Origin of the sequence: Amycolatopsis alba DSM 44262, from assembly GCF_000384215.1 — a bacterium.
Taxonomy (GTDB): domain Bacteria; phylum Actinomycetota; class Actinomycetes; order Mycobacteriales; family Pseudonocardiaceae; genus Amycolatopsis; species Amycolatopsis alba.
The window spans coordinates 2,127,119-2,146,207 of record NZ_KB913032.1 but is presented as its reverse complement, the minus strand read 5'-3'; the positions used below and the strand labels follow the sequence as shown (position 1 = coordinate 2,146,207).

At 68.1% G+C, this 19,089-nt stretch carries 23 protein-coding genes; 18 read left to right on the top strand and 5 right to left on the bottom strand.

Annotated elements, in window-relative coordinates:
• The first annotated feature begins 76 nt into the window (after positions 1 to 76).
• The 4 genes from AMYAL_RS0110005 (at position 77) to AMYAL_RS50310 (ending at position 2,446) form a co-directional block, all read left to right on the top strand.
• The gene (locus AMYAL_RS0110005; RefSeq protein ID WP_020631170.1) at positions 77 to 442 is read left to right on the top strand and encodes a F0F1 ATP synthase subunit epsilon; all 366 of its coding nucleotides are present in this window, start codon (positions 77 to 79) and stop codon (positions 440 to 442) included.
• A 25-nt stretch (positions 443 to 467) separates the two neighbouring features.
• Complete coding sequence (locus tag AMYAL_RS0110000; RefSeq protein ID WP_026466921.1) at positions 468 to 902, top strand: DUF2550 domain-containing protein; 435 nt, start codon at positions 468 to 470, stop codon at positions 900 to 902.
• Positions 903 to 977: 75 nt separating this feature from the next.
• A complete protein-coding gene (gene aroA / locus AMYAL_RS0109995; protein ID WP_020631168.1) occupies positions 978 to 2,213 on the top strand; it encodes a 3-phosphoshikimate 1-carboxyvinyltransferase in 1,236 nt (411 codons plus the stop codon).
• Positions 2,214 to 2,293: 80 nt separating this feature from the next.
• Positions 2,294 to 2,446: a hypothetical protein gene (locus tag AMYAL_RS50310; protein WP_005150324.1), complete on the top strand. Its 153-nt coding sequence runs from the start codon at positions 2,294 to 2,296 to the stop codon at positions 2,444 to 2,446.
• Positions 2,447 to 2,503: 57 nt separating this feature from the next.
• On the opposite strand, the gene AMYAL_RS0109985 is transcribed toward AMYAL_RS50310, so the two are convergent.
• On the bottom strand, positions 2,504 to 3,076 hold the full coding sequence (locus AMYAL_RS0109985; RefSeq protein ID WP_020631166.1) for a cob(I)yrinic acid a,c-diamide adenosyltransferase: 573 nt from the start codon (positions 3,074 to 3,076) through the stop codon (positions 2,504 to 2,506).
• Positions 3,077 to 3,137: 61 nt separating this feature from the next.
• On the opposite strand from AMYAL_RS0109985, the gene murA reads away from it, so the two are divergent.
• Positions 3,138 to 4,412 (top strand): UDP-N-acetylglucosamine 1-carboxyvinyltransferase, encoded by a 1,275-nt coding sequence (gene murA / locus AMYAL_RS0109980; RefSeq protein ID WP_020631165.1) that lies wholly within the window; start codon positions 3,138 to 3,140, stop codon positions 4,410 to 4,412.
• Between the two features lie 31 nt (positions 4,413 to 4,443).
• Here the strand turns inward: murA and AMYAL_RS0109975 are convergent, their stop codons facing one another.
• Complete coding sequence (locus AMYAL_RS0109975) at positions 4,444 to 5,076, bottom strand: LysE family translocator (RefSeq protein WP_020631164.1); 633 nt, start codon at positions 5,074 to 5,076, stop codon at positions 4,444 to 4,446.
• A 111-nt stretch (positions 5,077 to 5,187) separates the two neighbouring features.
• Here AMYAL_RS0109975 and AMYAL_RS0109970 point away from each other — a divergent pair, with 111 nt between their 5' ends.
• From AMYAL_RS0109970 to ehuA, 8 genes are all read left to right on the top strand, one after another.
• Complete coding sequence (locus AMYAL_RS0109970) at positions 5,188 to 5,700, top strand: hypothetical protein (protein ID WP_020631163.1); 513 nt, start codon at positions 5,188 to 5,190, stop codon at positions 5,698 to 5,700.
• Positions 5,701 to 5,704: 4 nt separating this feature from the next.
• Complete coding sequence (locus AMYAL_RS45805; protein WP_020631162.1) at positions 5,705 to 6,229, top strand: hypothetical protein; 525 nt, start codon at positions 5,705 to 5,707, stop codon at positions 6,227 to 6,229.
• Between the two features lie 73 nt (positions 6,230 to 6,302).
• Positions 6,303 to 6,869 carry a hypothetical protein gene (locus AMYAL_RS0109960; protein WP_020631161.1) on the top strand — a complete coding sequence of 189 codons (567 nt, stop codon included), beginning with the start codon at positions 6,303 to 6,305 and terminating at the stop codon, positions 6,867 to 6,869.
• An 81-nt stretch (positions 6,870 to 6,950) separates the two neighbouring features.
• On the top strand, positions 6,951 to 8,972 hold the full coding sequence (locus AMYAL_RS0109955; protein WP_020631160.1) for a protein meaA: 2,022 nt from the start codon (positions 6,951 to 6,953) through the stop codon (positions 8,970 to 8,972).
• A gap of 116 nt (positions 8,973 to 9,088) precedes the next feature.
• Positions 9,089 to 9,982: an ectoine/hydroxyectoine ABC transporter substrate-binding protein EhuB gene (gene ehuB, locus AMYAL_RS0109950; protein WP_020631159.1), complete on the top strand. Its 894-nt coding sequence runs from the start codon at positions 9,089 to 9,091 to the stop codon at positions 9,980 to 9,982.
• A gap of 13 nt (positions 9,983 to 9,995) precedes the next feature.
• Positions 9,996 to 10,691 (top strand): ectoine/hydroxyectoine ABC transporter permease subunit EhuC, encoded by a 696-nt coding sequence (gene ehuC / locus AMYAL_RS0109945; protein ID WP_020631158.1) that lies wholly within the window; start codon positions 9,996 to 9,998, stop codon positions 10,689 to 10,691.
• Entirely contained in the window at positions 10,691 to 11,347 is a 657-nt protein-coding gene (gene ehuD, locus AMYAL_RS0109940; RefSeq protein WP_020631157.1) for an ectoine/hydroxyectoine ABC transporter permease subunit EhuD, read from the top strand. Before ehuC ends, ehuD begins: the two co-directional genes overlap by 1 nt.
• A 7-nt stretch (positions 11,348 to 11,354) precedes the next feature.
• Positions 11,355 to 12,119 carry an ectoine/hydroxyectoine ABC transporter ATP-binding protein EhuA gene (ehuA, locus tag AMYAL_RS0109935; RefSeq protein WP_020631156.1) on the top strand — a complete coding sequence of 255 codons (765 nt, stop codon included), beginning with the start codon at positions 11,355 to 11,357 and terminating at the stop codon, positions 12,117 to 12,119.
• Positions 12,120 to 12,371: 252 nt separating this feature from the next.
• On the opposite strand, the gene AMYAL_RS0109930 is transcribed toward ehuA, so the two are convergent.
• Positions 12,372 to 12,932: a cysteine hydrolase family protein gene (locus tag AMYAL_RS0109930; protein WP_020631155.1), complete on the bottom strand. Its 561-nt coding sequence runs from the start codon at positions 12,930 to 12,932 to the stop codon at positions 12,372 to 12,374.
• Between the two features lie 71 nt (positions 12,933 to 13,003).
• Here AMYAL_RS0109930 and AMYAL_RS0109925 point away from each other — a divergent pair, with 71 nt between their 5' ends.
• Both AMYAL_RS0109925 and AMYAL_RS0109920 read left to right on the top strand, forming a co-directional pair.
• Positions 13,004 to 13,990 carry a GlxA family transcriptional regulator gene (locus tag AMYAL_RS0109925; protein WP_020631154.1) on the top strand — a complete coding sequence of 329 codons (987 nt, stop codon included), beginning with the start codon at positions 13,004 to 13,006 and terminating at the stop codon, positions 13,988 to 13,990.
• Positions 13,963 to 14,736 (top strand): enoyl-CoA hydratase-related protein, encoded by a 774-nt coding sequence (locus tag AMYAL_RS0109920; RefSeq protein ID WP_020631153.1) that lies wholly within the window; start codon positions 13,963 to 13,965, stop codon positions 14,734 to 14,736. The genes AMYAL_RS0109925 and AMYAL_RS0109920 overlap by 28 nt, the downstream gene beginning before the upstream one ends.
• Before the next feature lie 16 nt (positions 14,737 to 14,752).
• Here the strand turns inward: AMYAL_RS0109920 and AMYAL_RS0109915 are convergent, their stop codons facing one another.
• On the bottom strand, positions 14,753 to 15,295 hold the full coding sequence (locus AMYAL_RS0109915; protein ID WP_020631152.1) for an NUDIX domain-containing protein: 543 nt from the start codon (positions 15,293 to 15,295) through the stop codon (positions 14,753 to 14,755).
• A 37-nt stretch (positions 15,296 to 15,332) separates the two neighbouring features.
• On the opposite strand from AMYAL_RS0109915, the gene nucS reads away from it, so the two are divergent.
• The 3 genes from nucS to AMYAL_RS0109900 all read left to right on the top strand — a co-directional run bounded on the left by nucS (position 15,333) and on the right by AMYAL_RS0109900 (position 18,280).
• The gene (nucS, locus tag AMYAL_RS0109910; RefSeq protein ID WP_026466918.1) at positions 15,333 to 15,992 is read left to right on the top strand and encodes an endonuclease NucS; all 660 of its coding nucleotides are present in this window, start codon (positions 15,333 to 15,335) and stop codon (positions 15,990 to 15,992) included.
• Between the two features lie 504 nt (positions 15,993 to 16,496).
• Positions 16,497 to 17,459, top strand: coding sequence for a patatin-like phospholipase family protein (locus AMYAL_RS0109905; RefSeq protein ID WP_020631150.1), 963 nt, complete (start codon positions 16,497 to 16,499; stop codon positions 17,457 to 17,459).
• 44 nt (positions 17,460 to 17,503) lie between these two features.
• On the top strand, positions 17,504 to 18,280 hold the full coding sequence (locus AMYAL_RS0109900) for a hypothetical protein (RefSeq protein ID WP_020631149.1): 777 nt from the start codon (positions 17,504 to 17,506) through the stop codon (positions 18,278 to 18,280).
• Between the two features lie 60 nt (positions 18,281 to 18,340).
• Here AMYAL_RS0109900 and AMYAL_RS0109895 read toward each other — a convergent pair whose 3' ends face one another.
• Complete coding sequence (locus tag AMYAL_RS0109895; protein ID WP_020631148.1) at positions 18,341 to 19,033, bottom strand: hypothetical protein; 693 nt, start codon at positions 19,031 to 19,033, stop codon at positions 18,341 to 18,343.
• Positions 19,034 to 19,089: the final 56 nt, after the last annotated feature.

The following is a 19,089-nucleotide window of genomic DNA, read 5'->3' as shown; positions in this document are numbered from 1 at the left end:
GCTGATCCCGCCGTTCGCATAGAGGGAACCTTGACTATTACACTCGGTGGCAGCACCTGAGGTGAAGGGAAGCTACGTGGCTGAGATTTCTGTCGAGCTGGTAGCCGTCGAGCGCCGTCTCTGGTCCGGTACCGCCACGTTCGTGGTGGCCCAGACCACCGAGGGCGAGATCGGCATCATGGCCGGTCACGAGCCGGTTCTGGGTCAGCTCGTCGAGGGCGGCATCGTGAAGGTGACGACCACCGACGGCGAGACCGTCTGCGCCGCGGTGCACGGCGGCTTCCTGTCGGTCACCGCGACCGGCGTGAGCATCCTCGCCGAGAGCGCCGAGCTTTCGGACGAGATCGACGTCGAGGCGGCCAAGAAGGCGCTGGGCGGCGAAGACGAGCAAGAGCGGGCTAGGGCGACCGCCCAGCTTCGCGCGGCCGGTCAGTCGGTCTGACCGGGCGACGGGCAGGGGCCGGGCCGTGGAAATCGCCGTGGGAGTTCTCGGGGCCCTGACCATCCTGGCCGTCGTCGTGGCCTGGTACGCGTTGCGATGGGTCCGGATGCGCCGCGGCGGTGGCGTGAGTGTCGCGCTGCGGTGGCGTCCGGACGAAGCGCGGTCCAGCTGGCATTTGGGGCTGGGCCGCTACGAGGGCGACGAGTTCGTCTGGTTCCGCGTGTGGAGCCTGCGGACCGGCCCGGACCGGGTCTTCCAGCGGGCGAGCATGGAGATCGCGGACCGGCGCGACCCCTCCGGCACGGAGGCGTACGCCGTCCCCGAAGGTTCGATCGTCCTGCGGTGTGAGTCCGCCACGCAGGAGGCGATCGAGATCGCGATGGGCCCCGGCGCCCTCACCGGCTTCCTTTCCTGGCTCGAATCGGCCCCACCCGGCCGCCGCCTCCCGCGCGCTTCCTGAGTTCCGCCTTCAAGCACGCGAGTCCCGCCTTCAAGCACGTGAGTTCGGAGTTCGAGCACGCCGTATGCTCGCTCCGTGACCATCGTCGACATCCCCGGCTCGAAGTCGATCACCGCCCGAGGCCTGTTCCTCGCGGCCGCCGCCCACGGCACGACTGTGCTGAGCAGGCCACTGCGTTCGGATGACTCCGAGGGCTTCGCCGAAGGCCTCCTGAAGCTCGGCTATGAGGTGTCCCGTTCCGATTCGGAGTGGACCATTTCCGGCAGGCCCGAGGGCCCCGCTGTCGACGATGCCGACGTCTTCTGCCGCGACGGCGCCACCACCGCGCGTTTCCTGCCCGCCCTGGCCGCCGCCGGCCACGGGACCTTCCGCTTCGACGCCTCCGAGCAGATGCGCGCCCGGCCGTTGGGGCCGCTGACCGACGCTTTGCTCGAACTGGGCGTCGACCTGACTTTCGAAGGTGCGCCCGGCCACCATCCGCTGGTGGTGCGGGCCGACGGGATCAAGGGCGGCGAACTGACGCTGGACGCGGGGCTGTCGTCGCAGTTCCTGACCGCGCTGCTGCTGGTCGGGCCGCTGACCGCGGAGGGACTGCGGATCACCGTCACCGATCTCGTGTCGGTGCCCTACGTCGAGATCACCATCGCGATGATGCGGCGCTTCGGCGTCGAGGTCGTCCGGGACGGCGACACGTTCGTCGTGCCGCCCACGCCGTACCGGGCCTGCCGCTACGAGATCGAGCCCGACGCTTCGACGTCGAGCTACTTCTTCGCGGCGGCGGCGTTGACCGGGCAGTCGGTGACCGTGCCGGGCCTCGGCGACGGCGCCCTGCAGGGAGACTTGGCCTTCGTCGAGGTCCTGCGCCAGATGGGTGCGGACGTCGAGGTGGGCCCGGACGCCGTGACCGTGACCGGGACGGGCGGGCTGCGCGGCGTCACCGTGAACATGCGGGACATCTCCGACACCGTGCCGACGCTCGCGGCCATCGCCCCGTTCGCGGACGGGCCGGTGCGGATCGAGGACGTCTACAACACGCGGATCAAGGAATGCGACCGGCTGGCGGCGTGCGAGGAGAACCTGCGCGCGATGGGTATCCCGGTCGAGACCGGGCGGGACTGGATCGAGATCCAGCCCGGTGTGCCGACGGGAGCTTTGGTGAAGTGCCGTCGGGATCACCGGATCGCGATGGCGTTCAGTGTCACGGGGCTGCGTACGCCGGGGATCACGCTGGACGACCCTGGTTGCGTGAAGAAGACCTTCCCAGGGTTCCATGACGCTCTCGCCGCGCTCCGGGCTTCGTGGGGTCTCTGACGGTCACACGGAAACATGGGATCATCACGAACCGGCATTTCTACCGGGCTCCGGACGTGATCCGCGTCTATTCTCGCTCCATGACTCAGAGCGAGGACACGAACCGCTGGAGCCACCTTCCCGAGTCCGTGTCCCTGGAGGACACGATCACGATGAAGGCGATCGATCCGGGCAAGGACGGCACGCCCGACGTCGACCTCGAGCGCTATTGGGCGGCACAGGAACAGGGCTGAACCAGACCCCGTCACGCGATTCGGCACCTGCCACGAGCAGGTGCCGAATCGCTTCGGTCAGCTCGCGCCGCCGGGCTGCCACAGGATGTCGCCGTCCGGGTTCGCCAGTCGCGACAGGATGAACAGCAGATCCGAAAGCCGGTTCAGGTACTTGATCGCCAGCTGGTTCGTGGTGGCCTGTTCGGCCTCGAACAGCGCCCAGCCGGAGCGCTCCGCCCGCCGCGCGACCGTGCGGGCCTGATGCAGGAACGCCGCCCCCGGAGTGCCACCCGGCAGGATGAACGACGTCAGCTTCGGCACGCGCTCGTTGAACTCGTCGCACCAGCCTTCCAGCCGCTCGATGTACCGCTCGGTGATCCGCAGCGGTTCGTACGGCGGGTTCTCCACGATCGGCGCGCACAGATCCGCGCCGACGTCGAAGAGATCGTTCTGTACTCCACACAGCACCTGCGTGATTTCCTCGGACAATCCGCCCATCGCGAGCGCGAGCCCGATGACGGAGTTGGCTTCGTCGACGTCGGCGTACGCGGCCAGCCGCGGCGAAGTCTTCGGCACGCGGGAGCCGTCGCCGAGCGCCGTGGTGCCGTTGTCGCCGACCTTCGTGTACACGCGGTTGATGCGAACGACCATGAAGCCGACTCTACCGGCCCGGCGTAAGGCAAATCCGGGCGAGAGGGCATGATTGGCGCCCATGAGCGAGCACTTCGACGTGCACGGCGGAGCACGGCTGGTCGGCGAGGTCGACGTGGTCGGGGCCAAGAACAGCGTCCTGAAACTGATGGCCGCGGCACTGCTGGCCGAGGGTACGACGACCATCACGAACTGCCCCCAGATCCTCGACGTCCCCCTGATGGCGGACGTCCTGCGCAGCGTCGGCTGCGACGTCGTCATCGACGGCGACACCGCCAAGATCACCACTCCGGCCGAGCTGTCGCACCGCGCCGATTCGGCGGCGATGGGCAAGCTGCGCGCGTCGGTCTGCGTGCTGGGTCCCCTGGTCGGGCGGCTCAAGCAGGCCGTCGTGGCGCTGCCGGGCGGCGACGCCATCGGCTCGCGGCCGCTGGACATGCACCAGAACGGCCTGCGCAAGCTGGGCGCCACCAGCACCATCGAGCACGGCTGCGTCGTGGCGAAGGCCGACGGCCTGCACGGCGCGCAGATCTGGCTGGACTTCCCGAGCGTCGGCGCCACCGAGAACATCCTGATGGCCGCCGTGCTCGCCGAGGGCACCACGGTCATCGACAACGCCGCGCGTGAGCCCGAGATCGTCGACATCTGCAAGATGCTGACCGAGATGGGCGCGAAGGTGGAGGGCGCGGGCACCTCGACCCTCACCGTCGAGGGCGTCGAGAAGCTGAACCCCACCGAGCATCGCGTGATCGGCGACCGGATCGTCGGCGCGACCTGGGCGTTCGCCGCCGCGATGACCAGGGGTGACCTGACCGTCCGCGGCGTCAACCCGCACTACCTCGACCTCGTCCTCGACAAGCTCCGCCTGGCCGGTGCCGAGGTCGAGACGTTCGACGACAAGGGCTTCCGCATCGTCCAGAACGAGCGCCCGAAGGCGGTCGACTGGGTGACGCTGCCGTACCCCGGCTTCGCGACCGACCTGCAGCCGTTCGCGGTGGCGCTCTCGGCGGTCTCCGAAGGCACCTCGATGATCACGGAGAACATCTACGAGGCCCGGTTCCGTTTCATCGAAGAGATGATGCGGCTTTCCGGCGACGCGCGGACCGACGGGCACCACGCCGTCGTCCGCGGTGTGGAGAAGCTTTCGAGCGCTCCGGTGTGGGCCGCCGACATCCGCGCCGGTGCCGGGCTGGTGCTGGCCGGGCTGTGCGCGGACGGCGTCACCGAGGTCTGGGACGTCTTCCACATCGACCGCGGCTACCCGCATTTCGTGGAGAACCTGAACCGCCTCGGTGCCCGGATCGAGCGCGTCGCGGGCGAACCCGACCGGGCCTGACGACCTCTGGTCGCAAGTCCGTGAAGGCGGCTTAGTTTTCGAGGACGAGGGCGGCGCCGAAACCGACCAGGGCGGTGCCGGTGACGCCGTCGAGCGCGCGGCGGACCTTGCGGCGTTCCAGCCAGGTCCGCACGCGGTGCACGAAGAACAGCAGCGTCAGCAGCCAGATCGCGCCCAGGACGGCGACCGTGTACGCGAGCAGCAGCGCGTCCCACGCCGAAGTCGTCACCGGGTCGAGGAACTGCGGCAGCACCGACAGGTACAGCACGAGGACCTTCGGGTTGGTGATGTTGGAGAGGAAGCCTTCGCGGAAGCGCCGGAACCCGCTCGTCCGTTGCTGCTTCGCCGCCGCGACGCCGGAGTAGTCGCCCCGCCACGCGCCGCGCAGCGCCTGGATGCCGAGGAAGACCAGGTAGGCGGCGCCGACCCACTTGAGCGTCACGAACACCGGCTGCGACTGCGCGATGACGACGCCGAGGCCGAGCGCGGCGGCGGTGCCCTGGACGGAGTTGGCGACGAAGATCCCCGCCGTGGCGAGAAATCCGCCGCGGGTGCCGCCGGACAGCGAGTTCTTGAGCATCACCATCGTGTCCGGTCCCGGCGCGAGGACGATCAGGACGACGATGATCAGATAGCTGCTGTACGAACTCCACGTCACGGTCACACACGCTAGCCGCCGGATGCGGGCGAGTCTCGCGGATTTCGGTCACAGCCGCCGGTCACGATTCCGGCAAAGCCCTGGTCGGCGGGAGGAAGCGGGCTTATCGTCCGGCTCATGCATCTGGGGGATGCCGGGCTGCTGCCCGGTGAGCGCCTGCTCTGGGAGGGCGCGTCGCGCACCGTTCCGATCGTCGAGAAGAGCGACCTGGTCCTCGTGCCGGGGCTGCTGTTCATCGGCTTCTTCTTCTACCCGGCGAATCGGGCGTCTGTGTCGATGATCGCCTACACGATCCCGACGGTGATCGTGCTGCTCTGGATCGGCCAGGGGGTCAACCGGTACCTCAAGGCGCGGGCGAGTTCGTTCGTCGTGACCGATCGGCGCGTCGTGGTCCGGCGCAAGGGAGCCGATGTCCTGTCGCGGTACCTGAGTGACCTGGGGCCGCCGCAACTGGCGGAGCGTCCGGACGGAACCGGCACCATCAGCTTCGGCGGAGACGGCTTCGCCGCCGGTTTCCTGGGGAGTACGAGAAACCGCGACGCCGGGTCGGCGCTTCCGCGGCTGGCAGGCATCGAGGACGCGCGCCGGGTGCGCGACCTGATCGCCACGGCGCAGCATTCGGGGAGGTAGCACCATGGACCGGCTCAACGCCGATCTGCTGCCCGGCGAGCGCCTGTTGTGGTCCGGGAGTCCGAAACGGATTCCGTTGCTGGCCAAGGCCGACGTGATCTTGGTGCCCGCGGTCCTGTTCTTCGGGCTCGCCGTCTTCTTCGGCGTGCGCAACGGGTTCTCGCTCTTCCTCTGGCTGGTCCTGGTGCTGGTCGCCGTCGCCTTCTTCGCGCGGCCGGCCTTGAGGTACGCCGCGTTGCGGACGGTTTCGTACGGGATCACCGACCGGCGGGTAGTGGTCTGGACCAGAGGGAAGCAGTCGGCGTCGCGCTACCTGAAGGATCTCGGCCCGCCGTACGTCCGCGAGAACCCGGACGGCACCGGGACGGTGGGCTTCAACCTCGGCCGCAAGGACATCGGCCCGGTGACCGGGCTGGAGGACTCCCTGGCCGCCGTCGGCCTGGAGCCGAAGCATCCGGAACTGCTCAACATCGAGCATCCGACGGTGGTCCGCGACCTGATCGCTTCCGCCCAGCGGGAGGCCCGCTAGGTCCGTTCGGCCCGAAAGTTCACCGACGAACGGACACTGCCGCCCGCCTCACGGACGGGTAGTGTGCGATTCCATGCACGAGGGGCAGATCGACCTCCTTCCGGGCGAACGGGTCATCTGGGCCGGGCAGCCGGTGCGCAGGCCTCTCTTCAATCCCGGCGACTATTTCAACGTCCCCATCGGCTTGCTCCTGCTCGGTGGCGTCACGCTGTTCTTCGCCGCCAACCACGAGACGGCGTTCCACAAGGCCGCGTGGGTCGTGCTCACCGTCGCGGGCGTGTTCCATCTCGTCGGCAGGCCGCTGATCCGCCATCTCCGGCTCGCCTCGACGACCTACGCCGTGACAGACGGCCGGGTGATCGCGACCAGTTCGCTGGTCCGCCGCAAGGAGGAGTCCGCGGCGCTGGCCGGGCTGGCGGATCCCGTCGTCACCCCCGGCCCCGGCAAGACCGGGACGATCACGTTCGGCAGGCTCGGCGTGCTGGCGTGGGCGTCGGCGAACTTCGGTGCCGGCTCCGGGAAGGACCGCAAGCCGCCGGTCGTCCTGGTGGGGGTCAGCGAGGTGGCGAAGGTGCGGGAAAAGCTCGCGAAAGCCGTTGACGAGGCACGACAGCGTCAGGGTTCGATGGCCGGAGAATGACCCGACTGTGTCTGATTCAACTCGGCGGCCGATGTTACCGGCCGGTACACTCAGGCGGTCGTCCAGTGCCGGAGGTGCACCGTGCCCTATCCCACGGACCGTGAACGGGACCGCCCCTGGGTGATGCGGACCTACGCGGGCCACTCGTCCGCGGCCGCGTCGAACGAGTTGTACCGGCGCAACCTCGCCAAGGGGCAGACCGGGCTCTCCGTCGCCTTCGATCTGCCGACGCAGACCGGCTACGACCCCGACCATCAGCTGTCCAAGGGCGAGGTCGGCAAGGTCGGCGTCCCGGTCTCCCATATCGGCGACATGCGACGGCTCTTCGACGGCATCCCGCTCGCCGAGGCCAACACGTCGATGACGATCAACGCGCCCGCCATGTGGCTGCTGGCGCTCTACGTCTCCGTGGCGCGCGAGCAGGCCGAAGCCGAGGGCCGCGACGTGGACGAGGTGCTCGCCAAGCTCACCGGCACCACGCAGAACGACATCATCAAGGAATACCTCTCCCGCGGCACCTACATCTTCCCGCCGGGCCCGAGTCTCCGCCTGATCACCGACATGATCGCGTGGACCGTGCACCACGTGCCGAAGTGGAACCCGATCAACATCTGCAGCTACCACCTGCAGGAGGCGGGCGCGACGCCGACGCAAGAGGTCGCGTACGCGTTGTGCACCGCCATCGCCGTCCTCGACGCGGTCCGGGATTCCGGGCAGGTCGAGCAGGCAGACATGGCCAAGGTGGTCGCGCGGATCTCGTTCTTCGTCAACGCCGGGGTGCGGTTCGTCGAGGAGATGTCGAAGATGCGCGCGTTCACCGCGCTCTGGGACGAGATCACCCGTGAGCGTTACGGCGTCACGGACCCCAAGGCGCGGCGGCTGCGTTACGGCGTCCAGGTCAACTCGCTCGGCCTGACCGAGGCCCAGCCGGAGAACAACGTCCAGCGCATCGTGCTGGAGATGCTCGCGGTCTCGCTTTCCCGCGGCGCCAGGGCCCGCGCGATCCAGCTGCCCGCCTGGAACGAGGCGCTCGGCTTGCCCCGGCCGTGGGATCAGCAGTGGGCGCTGCGGATGCAGCAGGTGCTGGCGTTCGAGACCGACCTGCTGGAGTACGAGGACATCTTCGACGGCTCGCACGTGATCCAGGCCAAGGTCGACGAGATCATGGCGGGTGCGCGCGAGGAGATCGCGCGGGTGCAGGATCTCGGTGGCGCTGTCACCGCCGTCGAGAGTGGCTACATGAAGTCGCAGCTGGTCGCCTCGCTCGCGGAGCTCCGGCGCGGGATGGAGAACGGCGAGCGGATCCTCGTCGGGGTCAACAAGTTCGAGACCACGGAGCCTTCCCCGCTGCAGGCCGAAGGCGCCAAGGCGATCGAAACGATCGACCCCGCCGTCGAGAAGCAGGCCGTCACCGCGATCGAGGAATGGCGGACGCGGCGCGACAACGCGGCCGCCGAGTCTTCGCTGGAGAAGCTGAAGGCCATCGCGAAGACGTCGGAAAACCTGTTCGAGGCCACGATCGACTGCGCCCGCGCCGGGGTCACCACCGGTGAATGGTCGGGTGCGCTGCGCGAGGTGTTCGGCGAATACCGGGCTCCCACCGGGGTTTCCGCTTCGGCGGCCGCGGGCGAGGGCAACGCGGAGATCCGCCGCGTCCGCGACAGGGTCAAGACGACGAACACCGAGATCGGCGAACGGCTGCGGATCCTGGTCGGCAAACCCGGCCTCGACGGGCATTCCAACGGCGCCGAGCAGGTCGCCGTGCGGGCCCGCGACGTCGGTTTCGAGGTGGTCTACCAAGGAATCCGGCTCACTCCGGAACAGATCGTCGCGGCCGCCGTCCAGGAGGGCGTGCACGTGGTCGGGCTTTCGGTGCTCTCGGGTTCGCATCTCGAGGTCGTGCCGCAGGTCGTGGACGGCTTGCGGGCCGCGGGCGCGGGCGACATCCCGGTCATCGTCGGGGGCATCATCCCGCCCGACGACGAGAAGCTCCTTCTGGAGCGGGGAATCGCGAGGGTGTTCACGCCGAAGGACTACGAGCTCACCGACATCATGGACGGAATTGTCGGATTGGTGCGGGAGCGCCACGGTCTGAGCACGTAAAGTCACTGTAAATCTCGGTACCGTAACGGCGGTTGGTTCGTGACCCGCTCACACTGCCCGCGCAAAGGTGCCCACCTACGTTTCGATTAACCGATTAATCGAAAAGAGGTGCGGCTATGGCGCACGGCGAGTGGTCGAGGCGGGAATTCTTCCGGCGGTCCGCGGTTCTGGGGACGGTGACGATCGGCGGCCCGGTTCTGTTGTCCGCGTGCACATCGACGTCCTCCGGCGACGCGCTGCAGGCGGCCAAGGACGCGAAGAAGATCAAACTCGGTATCGCGAACGAGGCGCCGTACGGATTCACGGACCAGAGCGGCAAAGTCACCGGCGAGGCGCCCGAAGTCGCCCGCGCCGTTTTCAAGGCCATGGGCATCGACAACGTGGAAGCCGAAGCGGTCTCCTTCGACCAGCTGATCCCCGCGCTCAACGCCAGGAAATACGACCTCGTCGCGGCCGGGATGAACATCAAGAAGGAGCGGTGCGACGCGGCGGCCTTCTCGATCCCCGACTACTCGGCGCTGACCGCTTTGCTGGTACCCAAGGGAAATCCGCAGCAGATAAGGAAGTTCGAGGACATCGCGGCGAAGAAGGTCAAGGTCGCCGTGCTCTCGGCGGCGGTGGAGAAGGGGTACGCCACCGACTCCGGGGTCGCCGAGGACCAGATCGTCACCCTTGATTCGCAGGACAACATGCTCCGCGCGGTCACCGACGGCCGGGTCTACTGCGCCGCGCTCACCGACATCTCCCTCAAGGACGTCCTCGCGAAGAGCCCCGGTGCCGCGGCGGAGGTGACTCCGGGCTTCGATCCGATCAAGAACGGGCAGCCGGTCGTCTCCGCCGGCGCGTTCGTCTTCCGCAAGGACGACAACCCGCTGCGCGAAGCGTTCAACGCCGAGCTCAAGAAGCTGCACGACAGCGGCGAATGGACCAAGATCGTGACGCCGTTCGGGTTCTCGGCGGACAACCTGCCGAAGGCCGGCGTCACCACCGAGAAACTTTGCGCGGTGTGACGGGGCCGGCGTCATGTCGTCTTCGGTATCGCACATCATCACGTCCGTCCTCAGTGGACTGACCGCGACCGTCACCGCCGCGCTCGGCGGGATCGCGCTCACTGTCGTGCTCGCACTGGCCGCCGGTCTCGCGCTGAGATCGCCGTCCCGCGTGGTGCGCGGGATTTCCCGTGTCTATGTGGAGATCTTCCGCGGCACCTCGGAAGTCGTCCAGTTGTTCTGGCTGTACTTCGTCCTTCCGGTGCTGGTCGGTTTCCAGCTGGTGCCGATGTTCGCCGGCATCCTGGTACTCGGGCTCAACCACGGGGCCTACGGCGCCGAGATCGTCCGTGGCGCGGTGAATTCCGTTCCACGGGCGCAGTTCGAGGGCGCCGTCGCGCTCAATCTGACGCCGGTCCAGCGGATGCGGCGGGTGATCCTGCCGCAGGCGTTCGCGGAAATGCTGCCACCGTTCAACAACCTGTTCATCCAGTTGCTGAAGAGCACCGCCCTGCTGTCGTTCATCGCCGTTCCGGAGATGGCGCGACAGGGTGAACTGCTGCGACCGGTGTTCGGTGCCGAACTCGGCTGGATCTACGGCACCGAACTCGTGCTCTATCTCGTGCTCGCGCTGCTGATCACCGGCGGGATGCGGCTGCTGGAACGGTTCGCGGCCCGGCGCCTCGGCCGCGCTCCGGCCAAGATGACCGCCATCGCGGGAGGTGTGTGATGGACTGGAGCTGGGAAGCGGCCGCGAAGTCGATTCCTCTTCTGCTGGAAGGGCTTCTCGTCACCGTCGATATCACCTTGCTCGCTTCGGTGGTCGGGTACGCGCTCGGCCTGGTGTTCGCGCTGCTCCGCCGGACGGGGATTCCTGTTCTGCCCCAGGCGGTCCTGCTGTTCATCGAGTTCGTCCGCAGTACGCCGTTGCTGATCCAGGTGTTCGCGATCTTCTACGTCGTGCCGCCGCTGACAGGGTTCACGATGTCGCCGTTCGTCACCGGTGTGGTGGCGCTCGGCGTGCATTACGCGACCTACGCGGCCGAGGTCTACCGGGCGGGGATCGAAGCTGTCCCTAAAGGACAGTGGGAGGCCGCGACCGCGCTGAACCTGCCGAGGTCTCGCGTGTGGACCGCGGTCGTCCTGCCGCAGGCTGTCCCGAGGGTGCTGCCCGCACTCGGCAACTACACGATCTCGATGTTCAAGGAAACCCCGCTGCTGCTGGCGATCGGCGTCGTCGACGTGCTGGCGAGGGCCAAGGAGGTCGGTGCCGAGACGTTCCGCGTCATCGAGCCGTACACCCTGGCCGGGGTGCTGTTCCTGCTGGTGAGCCTGCCGGCTTCGATTCTGGTGAGAAGGTTGGAGCGACGTGCCGCCCACGGTTGATTCCCCGATGATCCGGTTCTCGCAGGTGGTCAAGTCCTACGGCGACCACGTCGTGTTGCGGGACCTCGATTTCACCGTCGCGCCAGGAGAATTCGTTTCGCTGATCGGGCCGAGCGGGTCCGGGAAGACGACGATCCTGCGGCTGCTGATGACCTTGGAGAAAGTCGACGGCGGCACCATCGAGGTCTGCGGTGACTACCTGAGTCATCAGAAGCGCGGCGGGAAACTGGTGCCCGCCGACGAAAAGTACCTCCGGGAGGTGCGCAAGCGGATCGGCATGGTGTTCCAGCAGTTCAACCTGTTCCCCAACATGAACGTGCTGCGCAACATCACCGAGGCGCCGGTCCACTCGCTCGGCGTCCCGCGTGACGAGGCCGAGGCGCGGGCCGTCGAACTGCTGGAAATGGTGGGGCTCGCGGACAAGAAGGACGCGCATCCCACCCGGCTCTCCGGCGGCCAGCAGCAGCGCGTCGCGATCGCCCGCGCGCTCGCGATGCGGCCGGACGTGCTGCTGCTGGACGAGGTGACCTCGGCACTCGACCCGGAACTGGTCGCCGACGTGCTGCGCGTGCTGCACGAGATCGCGGCGTCGACCGACATCACGATCCTTTGTGTCACGCACGAAATGCAGTTCGCGCGGGACGTGTCGGATCGGGTGATGATGTTCGACGAAGGACAGGTGCTGGAGGACGCCGCGCCGGACAAACTGTTCAACGATCCGGACCACGACCGGACGCGGCGGTTCCTCAAGGCGGTGATCGACCGGGCGTGAGGTGTCGGGCCTCGTGAGTGTTGTGGGTCGCTAGAGCCAAGGGTGTCGTGTTCGGGTGAGGTGGGCGGTCATGCGTGATCGGAGACGGATCACGCGAGTCACGCCTTAGGCGCCCGCCCTGGGCGCTACCCGGTGATCGTGTCGCGAAAGCCACTTTCGGGACATCAGACGTCGCGAAAGTGGCTTTCGCGACACGCGGCCTGTGTCCGGGCCGCGCAGTCTCTCGGCGGTCGTGAGCGGTAAGGACGGGTCTCAAAGCGCGCTCAGGATCTCCTTCGTCGAGGTGACCGTGGCGAATCCGCCGCCGTGCAGGTTCGTCGCGGTCGCCTTGGCCAGCTCGTCGGCGGTGAGGACGCTCCCGTCCGGCCCGGCGAGGTCGAAGGTGAAAGTGGCGTCGAGCGCGAAAGTCACGTCGTAGCCGAGGTTTCCGCCGACACGCGCCGTCGTCTCGCAGCAGAAGTTCGTCTGGATCCCGGCGAGCACGAACGAGGTGATGCCGCGGGTCTTCAGCCAGCCGTCGAGGTCGATGTCGCCGTGGAAGGCCGAGTTGACCTTCTTGCCGAACACCAGATCCGCGCGCACGCCGTCGAGTTCGGGCTTGAAGTGGTTGCCCTCCTGGCCGGGGCACAGCGACGAGCCGGGCTTCACGGAGTCGTGGTGCACCAGCACGATCGGCAGCCCGCGCTCCTGGTAGGCGTCGACGAGCGCCTTGATGTTGGCCTCCGCGCCGGGGTTGTTGCGCGGGCCCCAGACGGGCTTGTCGAAGCCGCGCTGGACGTCGATCACGAGCAGGGCCTTGGTTTCAGTGGTCATGGCTTCGAGTTTCGGCTCTTTCCCCGGCGCAGGGGAGTGGCAGAAGGCGCGCGATGCGGTACTTTTCTGCCATGCGAACCGTGGGTGTGCTCCTCCTGCCGGGCAGCCGGTCGTTCGACCTGGGCGTGATCGGCGAGGTCTGGGGTGTGGACCGTACCGACAGCGGCATCGGTCCCTTCGAGGTCCGGCTGTGCGCGCCCGGCCGCGGACGGGTCTCCAGTCATCCGTTCGGCCAGGTCGAGGCGACGCACGGGCTGAGCGGGCTCGCGGGCTGTGATCTCGTCCTCGTGCCGGGCAGGGTCGATCCGCATGCCGAGGTGCCCGCGGCCGCCGTCGCCGCGTTGCGCAAGGCGCACCGGGCCGGGATCACCGTGGCGTCGCTGTGTTCCGGGGCCTTCACCCTCGCCGCCGCGGGGCTGCTCGACGGTCTGTCCGTCACCACGCACTGGCGGCTGCTGGACGCGCTGGAAACCGCCGCTCGCGACGCCGTCGTCCAGCGGGACGTCCTGTTCACCGACGAGGGTGCCGTCCTGACGTCCGCCGGGGTGGTCGGCGGGCTGGACCTCTGCCTGCACCTGGTGCGACGCGAGCACGGCGCCGAGGTCGCGGCCGCCCTCGCCCGGCGGCTCGTGATGCCGCCCGCGCGGGAGGGCGGCCAGCGACAGTATGTCGACAACCCGTTGCCGCCCAAGCCGTCGCGGCCGAGCGTCTCGTCCACAATGGACTGGGCGCTGGAGCGGATCGCCGAAGACATCGGGGTCGACGACCTGGTCGGTCACGCCGGGCTGAGCGAACGGACCTTCCACCGCGAGTTCGCGGCGGCCACCGGCGTGACGCCGGGACGCTGGCTGCGCGCGCAGCGGGTGCGGCTCGCACGGCGGCTGCTGGAGACGACCGAACTCCCCGTGGAGCGGGTCGCGCAGCGCTCCGGGCTCGGCACCGCCGCCAACCTGCGGCGACGGCTCCGGGCTGAAGTCGGCGTCGGACCCGATTCGTATCGCCGGACGTTCCGGTCGGTTACCGTCGAAGCATGGCCGAGTACGAGCACATCCTCGTGAAACGGGACGGCGACACCGTCACGATCACCATGAACCGCGCCGCGCGGCGGAACTCGCTGTCGGCGGACCACCTCGCCGAACTGCTCGCGGCCTTCCGCGAGGCAGGCGAGACCGACGCCACCGGAATCGTCCTGGCGGGCGCCGGGCCGGTGTTCTCCGCGGGACACGACTTCGGCGACGTCGCCGCGCGTGATCTGGTGTCCGTGCGTGAACTGCTGCGGCTGTGCACGGACCTGATGGGCACGATGCAGTCGGTGCCGCAGGTCGTCGTCGCGCGGGTGCACGGGCTCGCGACCGCGGCGGGCTGCCAGCTGGTGGCCTCCTGCGACCTCGCCGTCGCCGCGGAGTCCGCCGGGTTCGCCCTGCCCGGCGGCAAGGGCGGCTGGTTCTGTCACACCCCCGCGGTGCCGGTGGCCCGGTCGATCGGGCGGAAGCGGCTGATGGAACTGGCGCTCACCGGCGACGTCGTCGACGCCGCGACCGCGCTGGACTGGGGGCTGGTGAACCGCGTGGTCCCGGACGTGTCGCTCGACGAGGCCGTCGCCTCCTTGCTGGCGCGAGCGACCAGGGGAAGCCGGGCGAGCAAGGCGCTGGGGAAGCAGACCCTCTACGCGCAGCTGGACCGGCCCGAGGCCGACGCCTATGCCCTGGCGCTGGAGGTGATGGCCGCGGCGTCGCAGCTTCCGGGTGCTCGTGAGGGGATGGCGGCCTTCCTGGAGAAACGCTCCCCGGTGTGGCCCGACTGAGCGCGCACCCCCGCGCTCAGGACGCGCGTTCGCGCACGAGCAGCAGCGCGTAGGCGGCCAGCGTCTGCGCGTCGGTGATGTCACCCGAAGCGATCATCTTTTCGAACTCGTCACGTTCGAGCCACGCCGTCCGCATGTCCTGCTCCTCGACCTCGCGCTGGGTGTCACCCTGGGTGAGGTCGGTGGCCAGGAACACGCGCCCGCGCTGGCTCGAGAAGCCGGCGGCGACGTCGGTCACGCCGAGGTCGGTCATCGAACCCGCGAGCAGCCCGGTCTCCTCGCGCAGTTCGCGGGCGGCGAGTTCGGGCGCCGGGACGTCGGCCAGATCGGGGGCGGAGCCCATGGGGAACTCCCAGCGCCGCAGTCCGATCGGGTAGCGGAACTGCTCGACCAGGTGAAACCGGGTGCCGTCGTAGGGAATGATGATGGCGCACGTGGGTTTGTCGACGACCGCGTAGATCCCTTCGGAACCATCGAGCCGCCGGACGGCGTCTTCGCGGACGGTCATCCAGTTGTTCCGGTACACCTCACGCGAGCTGACACGCTGAACGGGGTCCATGCGCACAGTATCGCCATGCTTGTCCTACCCTCGCGTGGTGCGCCTAGTGATCGCTCGCTGCCAGGTCGACTACGCCGGCCGTCTGACCGCCCATCTGCCGATGGCCACCCGGCTGTTGCTCGTGAAGGCCGACGGCTCGGTGTCCGTGCACTCGGACGACCGCGCCTACAAGCCGCTGAACTGGATGAGCCCGCCGTGCTGGCTGATCGAGGACGGCAAGCTGTGGATCGTCGAGAACAAGCAGGGAGAGAAGCTCGTCATCACGATCGACGAGATCTTCCACGACCATTCCCAGGAACTCGGTGCGGAGCCGGGACTGCAGAAGGACGGCGTCGAGGCGCACCTGCAGGAACTGCTCGCCGAGCACATCAAGACCCTCGGCGACGGCTACACCCTGGTGCGGCGGGAGTTCCCGACCGCGATCGGGCCGGTCGACATCATGGCCCGTGACGCCGAAGGGGCCAGCGTCGCCGTCGAGATCAAGCGGCGCGGCGAGATCGACGGCGTCGAACAGCTGACGCGATACCTCGAACTGCTCAACCGCGACCCGCTGCTGGCGCCGGTGCAGGGCGTCTTCGCGGCACAGATCATCAAGCCGCAGGCGCGAGTGCTGGCCGAGGACCGGGGGATCCGGTGCCTCACGCTGGACTACGACGCGCTGCGCGGCATCGAGTCGGACGAGTTCCGGCTGTTCTGAGCCAGCGCGGCTAGGACCGTCCTGACCACTCACGACCAGCCCTGCCGACGGTCCAAGCACGCGCCCCGCTGGTCGCGTTGCGAAAGCCACTTTCGCAACCTTCAACGTTGCGAAAGTGGCTTTCACAACACGCCCTCCCCGCCAGACCGCACCGGACCCCAGGGGGTCGCGGGTCTCGTGAGTGGTTAGAACCGTCCTGACCACTCGCGAGCCCTTTCTCCAGGTAAGCGTTGCAGTCGTCGAGTGTTCCCAGAACCCGTCCGAGCGGTGAACAGCCGATATCCAATCGAGTCCTCGGTTTTGTATCTGCATTCTTTCTTGCACCACGGAATGCCCCAAAGGGCGGCGAGAAATTAACGAACTCGCTTCATCCTGCAAAAGAACCAGCTATTTCTGTGCCATTCGGGTGAACGCCGGATTGGCCGGTCTCACGTTGTGCCACACTCGATTTCCGCGAGGGGTATCGCCGACCTGCGGCGGTCGCGGGTCCAGGGGTGATGTGCCATGGCGGATTCTCCGAAGCGTGTCGATCTGGTGCTGGAAGGCGGCGGCGTCAAAGGTATCGGGCTGCTGGGAGCGGTGCTGGAGTTGCACGACGCCGGCTATTCGTTCCCCCGCATCGCCGGGACGAGCGCGGGGGCGATCGTCGCGACACTGGTCGCCGCTTATCAGAAGGCCGAAAGGGACCTCGACGGCCTGGAAGCGGTGATGAACGACATGGACTGCCACCGCTTCCAGGATCGGTCCTTCCTTGACCGGATCACCGGTCCGGTCGGCGATGGTGTCGACCTGCTCCTGCACGACGGAATGAATACCGGTGACTATCTCGCCGAATGGCTCACGCCGTTGCTGGACGAGCTCGGCGTGCGCACTTTCGCCGATCTCGCCATCGACGATCCCGAAGGCACTTTGCTTCCGTATCAACGGTATTCCCTCGTCGTTCACGTCAGCGACCTGACCCGCCGCGTGCTGGTCCGGCTGCCTTGGGATTATTCCCAGTACGGCCACGATCCCGGCGCTGAGAAGATCGTCGACGCCGTCCGCGCGTCGATGTCGATCCCGTTCTATTTCCGGCCCGTGCAGTTCGACGTCCGCCCGAGGGGCACGGCGACCTGGGTCGACGGAGGTCTGCTGTCGAACTTCCCGATCACCGTCTTCGACCGGACCGACAAGAAGAAGCCGCGATGGCCGACCTGGGGTGTGAAGCTTTCCGGCGAACCCGCGGGCGGCAGGGACAAACCGGTGAAGGGTGCGTTGCGGATCGCCATCGGTTCGCTCGAAACCCTGCTGTCGGACTGGAATCGTTACCGGCTGCACGAGGAGGGTGTGAACCGGCGGACGGTGTACGTCGACACGACCGGGATTTCCGCCGTCGACTTCGGGCTCGGTGAAGAGGAGAAGAAGCGCCTCTTCGAAAACGGGCGGGAGGCCGCGCGGCGGTTTCTGGCCGAGATTGTGCCGCAGTGAACTCGCCGGCGGTATTCCGGCGGGTTGAGGGATAGGAGGATCCCATGCGTTATCGCCCGATCGACAGTGACCCGGCGGACGGCCGCCTCGGCCGGTTCGTCCCGGACGACTGGCGCCACGTCGAGCGCTATCCGCTGACCGCGCTGGCCACCCAGGACCGGCCCACCCGGTCGCCGGTCGTCATCGGCGTCAACTGGTACAAGGAATTCGACGTACCCGAGAAGGACGAGAAGTCTGGCGAGTTCTTCGTCGCGAAAGGCGGCGCGAAAACGCTCACCCGGATCCGCGGCGGGCACTGCGTCTGTCTCGAACCCGGCGGATCGACCGACGGCGACAAGCAGTACGCCTTCTACGACCAGGGCAGGGAAGGCGCTTGCGTCGGCTTCGGCTGGTCTCGCTGCATGACGTTGTTCAACGCCGACCTCTACGCCGCGCGGTGGCTGTGGGACCAGGCGAAGCTGCGCGACGAATGGGACGAGACCAACCCCGGTGACAACAACGGCACGTCCGTCCGCGCAGCGGCCGAGGTGCTGCTCGAACTGGGACATGTCGCGTGGTCGGAGAGTTACGCCGACGACGATTACGTCAAGCGGGCCGCCTACACGCCCGACGTCAAGAACGGCATCCAGGCCTATCGCTGGGCGAAGACCGTCGACGAGGTGCACGAGGTGCTCGGCAACCCGCGTGCCGACGAACTCGGCGCCGTGCCGTTCCTCAACTCGTGGGGTCCGGGCTACCCGCACCGCACGTACCTGCCGGACGACGTCCTCGCCCGGTTGATCAAGGAGGACGGCGAAGTAGGCCTGCCCACGGACCGGTAAGCCTCCGCCGGTCACGGGAAAGGGCCGCTCCTGAACCGGAGCGGCCCTTTTCCGGCTGACCTAACGGTCGAAGGTGATCCCGGTCCGCACCCGGACGGTGGTCTTGGGGCAGCCGTCGTCGGCCGGACGCTCCGCGACGAAGGTGTACGCCTGGTCGCTCGCGATCGGGAACTCCACCTTCACCAGGTCGTCGCGGGAGACGGCTTCGGCGACCACCGCGCCGCCCACCGAGACGTGCCACCGAACCTCCGCCTTGCAGTCGGGCAGTTCGACGGAAAGCCTGCCCGTGCCTTGTTTCGACGGACGGTGCACCCCGCCGAAGAGGGTCTCCGCCTGCTGGCTCCGGAACAACTCGTAGTCGTGCACCGGCGTGCACACCGTCGCCTCGTCCACGGCGGCGCACTCCTGCCAGGTCCGCGGCGCGCTGCCGCCGACGGCTTCGGTGTCGGCATAGTCCGGGATCACCGCGAACAGGACGCCGAGCCCGCCGGCGAGAAAGACGAACACGGCCGAGTTCCCCGCGGCCGCCACGACGGTGCGCAGCCGCCGCCGCACGGTCTCGGCCCGCTGCCGCGCCGCCGCCTCCAGCTTTTCCAGCAGTTCGGGGTTGTCGGTGGCCGCCGCGATGAGCAGCGCGAGATCGCGTGTCGTCCCCTTGGCCGCCCGATACGCCGCCCAGGCCGTGCCGACCGCGACCAGTGCGCTGACGATCCCCGCGATCCACGACAACCGTTCGAGCCACTCCCAGGACACCCGCGCAGTCAACCGCGAGAAGCCGGGACAGGCCACGGCAGTTCTGCCGATAACAG